The sequence below is a fragment of the Paenibacillus sp. HB172176 genome, assembly GCF_011947265.1.
Lineage (GTDB): Bacteria > Bacillota > Bacilli > Paenibacillales > Paenibacillaceae > Pristimantibacillus.
On the sequence record NZ_JAATHD010000056.1, the window covers coordinates 1 to 3289 of the forward strand.

Here is a 3289-nt window from a genome sequence, read left to right on the forward strand (position 1 = left end):
CAATCTTACGATTACCAATCAATCAGGCTCATTTACCATTGACGATAATGGGATAACTGCAACAGAAATGGATTTGGTCATCACTCGAACAGATAAGAAGAGTCAAATTAAGCTCAATGCAACCGACGGGCTATTATTGCAAAAAAACATAGGCACTACGGCGAGCCCTGTGTGGAGTGATCAAATCGTACTGGATACGAATGGCGATGTCATTTTCAAAGGCAAGGTTGAAATCGGTTCTGGGAACAGCCTATTCAAAGCTGATTCAAATGGCATTTCATTGGGAAGCTCTACCTTCGCCAACGCCCCGTTCAGCGTCGATTTGACAGGCAAAATGAAAGCCTCCAATGTTCAAGTCACTGGAGGCACTATGCAAATAGGAAGTAAATTTGGTGTTGCTTCTGATGGCACATTGACTGCCAATAACGCTAATATTAGCGGCAACATAAACATGAATGGCGGTAGTATAAATTGGGCTAACACTAACAGTGATCCTGTTGCTAGTGGAGCTGCGAGTGCTGCCGGTAATGCCCAGTCTGCGGCAAATAGTGCCCAAAGCATGGCCGCTGCTATTGCTTCTGGAAACTATAGCGGGGGATCATTTATTAATAATAAAATTATCTATTCCCCGATAATCATGACTGAAACTTCCGGTCAATATTTGAAGTTAGAAGGCTCTCGTCTTGATTCCATTGATGGCAACACTAAAAAAGGGATGTCTCTAGATGGCTCTAACGGCCGCATTGAATGGTTTACTTCTGACTCACGAATAGGTTATATAACCAATTGGCGTGATGACTTCAAAGAAAATTTATTACTATATCATCAAGGAGCAGTTTCAATTCAAGGACAACTTTTGGAATTGCTGCTTCCAAGTATCCACATTGGACAATCTGGAGGACAATCAAGCACTAACACTACATTTTATGGGAATGTCGATTTTTCAAATACTGACAATGTTAGTGGACTTTTCGCAAAATTTGCATAGTCTATTGAATATCCCACATAAGGTATTCGGAATAATGGTCTGAATCATCGTTTAAACTATATCTTATACCAAATTGATCTGGACTAAAACCTTTTTTAATGGGTCTTCTAATCTCATATATATTATCACCCGTGTATAATCCAGTATTTCCATCAATCTTTTTCAAAGCTTCCACTGGCACTGATTCATAAAATTCTATTTCCCCTTGAAAAAATAATGAGTACCCAAAAACAGCATCAAAGAGCATTGGGCGTGTAGGATACTCTTTGGGGATGGTAATTTTGATATTATATTTAAACAAATTTGTTTCTTCATTCTCTCGTTCAATGATTTCAAAGTTATCTATGTCTACCATCCACTGTCCCTTTGTTAAATTTATTATTTTAGGTGAATTTTGCACCCTAATGTTCTCATTCCCAGTCTCTTTGATTACGTTACCAATCTCAACCTGTTTTAATTTATCATTCCAGTTAACGGGAACATCGAGCATATCACCAACTCTTTTGAGTGGTACATAAGTATTCCCGTTGTAGTTCATAAAGGGCAGGTCATCACTCTTAAACTCTGTTCCATTAATAATTACTGGGAAGTTAAGAGTAGTTAAGACAAATTGTTTTGCTGTGTCTGCAAATGCTGTTAAAGTTGTCATAAGCAATGCTCCTGCAATAAAACTAGTTGCGCCTATGGTTAGTTTTTTCATTGTGAAACCTCCGTTTGATTTTGATTATGTGTTATCCAATTGATCATCATAATAGTAACACATTTTTCCAAGATATTGTGCAAGAAAACTAAATCCGCTTTGTTCAACATGCTAGATATGAAGGAAAGCTCGGATAGAAGCAAGGTTCGTAGGTGATTTTATTAACGTTGATTACGAGTTATCTGATATACATATTACTGCCAAGATTATCGGAATTCGTACAGACTACGAAAGCGATACGATTAGTTTGACCATTAGCAATGTCTCCAAGAATCTGCTCTTCCAGGACAAACAGGTTGCTCAAATAAAAAGTGCGATTAGTACATCCAATTCTTTTGCCGCCAATAAATATGCCTATGACAACAACATTGAGCGAACAGATGAAGTTTCGCAGATATTAAACACGACCTGGAGTGCGATTGACAGACAAATTGAAGGTGGATTGAACAATTCAATTAGTATGTCTCGCAGAGGGATTATTGTAAGTGATTCGAGTGATCCTTCCAAAATGTTGATCATTCAGAACGGAGTTCTGGCCATTAGTTCTGACTCAGGAAAGCACTGGCGTACAGCCGTCACCAATCGGGGTATCATCGCAGAACGTATAGTCGGACAATTAATTGCAGGGAACGACCTTACTGTTACAAATCAATCAGGCTCATTTACCATTGACGATAATGGAATGACGGCAACCGAAATGGATTTGGTTATCACGCGAACAGATAAGAAGAGTCGAATTAAGCTCAATGCAACCGACGGTCTATTATTGCAAAAAAACATAGGCACTACGGCGAGCCCTGTGTGGAGTGATCAGATCGTGCTGGATACGAATGGCGATGTCATTTTCAAAGGCAAGGTTGAAATCGGGTCTGGCAATAGCTTATTTAAAGCTGATTCAAATGGCATTTCATTGGGAAGCTCTACCTTCGCCAACGCCCCCTTCAGCGTCGATTTGACAGGCAAAATGAAAGCCTCCAATGTTCAAGTCACTGGAGGCACAATGCAGATTGGAAGCAAATTTGGTGTTGCTTCTGATGGTACATTGACTGCAAGTAATGGGAATTTCAGCGGTAATATTACTATGAATAGCGGTAGCATTAGTTGGGCTAATGTGAATACTGATCCTGTTGCAAGCGGTGCTGCGAGCGCTGCCGGTAATGCTCAATCTACCGCGAATAGTGCAATATCTACTTCTGCAGCTATCGCCGGTGGTAATTACAATGGTGGCAGTTTTATTGATGGTAGAAGTATTAAAACTGCCAATTTTCTTGGTGGAACAATCGAAATAGGTTCACTAGGGAATAACAACGTATTTAAAGCTGACAGTACTGGCATTTGGCTAGGGCATCAGAATTTTGCTAACGCTCCATTCAGGGTTGGTGTAAATGGAAGTCTAGTTGCCACTAATGCGACAATACAAGGAAATATTTCGGGCAGTAATATAAGTTCTAGATCTGGTGGTGGGGCAGGGACAGTGCTAACCTCAAATTTTGGAGATATTAAAGTCTCTGGACAGTGAAAAGTTCTCGTCAAAAAATGGACACATGGTAAAACAACCCAATCAAGCGAATCTGTGATATCCTTACGGTTCCTACGCCGGA

At 39.9% G+C, this 3289-nt stretch carries 2 protein-coding genes and 1 pseudogene; 2 read left to right on the plus strand and 1 reads right to left on the minus strand.

What is annotated here, in order from left to right; translation table 11 throughout:
• A pseudogene (locus HFP08_RS28655) lies at nt 1-988 on the plus strand (hypothetical protein); the annotation flags it as partial.
• 1 nt (nt 989) lies between these two features.
• Here HFP08_RS28655 and HFP08_RS28660 read toward each other — a convergent pair.
• Nucleotides 990-1688: a stalk domain-containing protein gene (locus HFP08_RS28660; protein WP_168124056.1), complete on the minus strand. Its 699-nt coding sequence runs from the start codon at nt 1686-1688 to the stop codon at nt 990-992.
• A gap of 247 nt (nt 1689-1935) precedes the next feature.
• Here HFP08_RS28660 and HFP08_RS28665 point away from each other — a divergent pair, with 247 nt between their 5' ends.
• Nucleotides 1936-3207 (plus strand): hypothetical protein, encoded by a 1272-nt coding sequence (locus HFP08_RS28665; RefSeq protein WP_168124057.1) that lies wholly within the window; start codon nt 1936-1938, stop codon nt 3205-3207.
• The last annotated feature ends 82 nt before the right edge of the window (nt 3208-3289 follow it).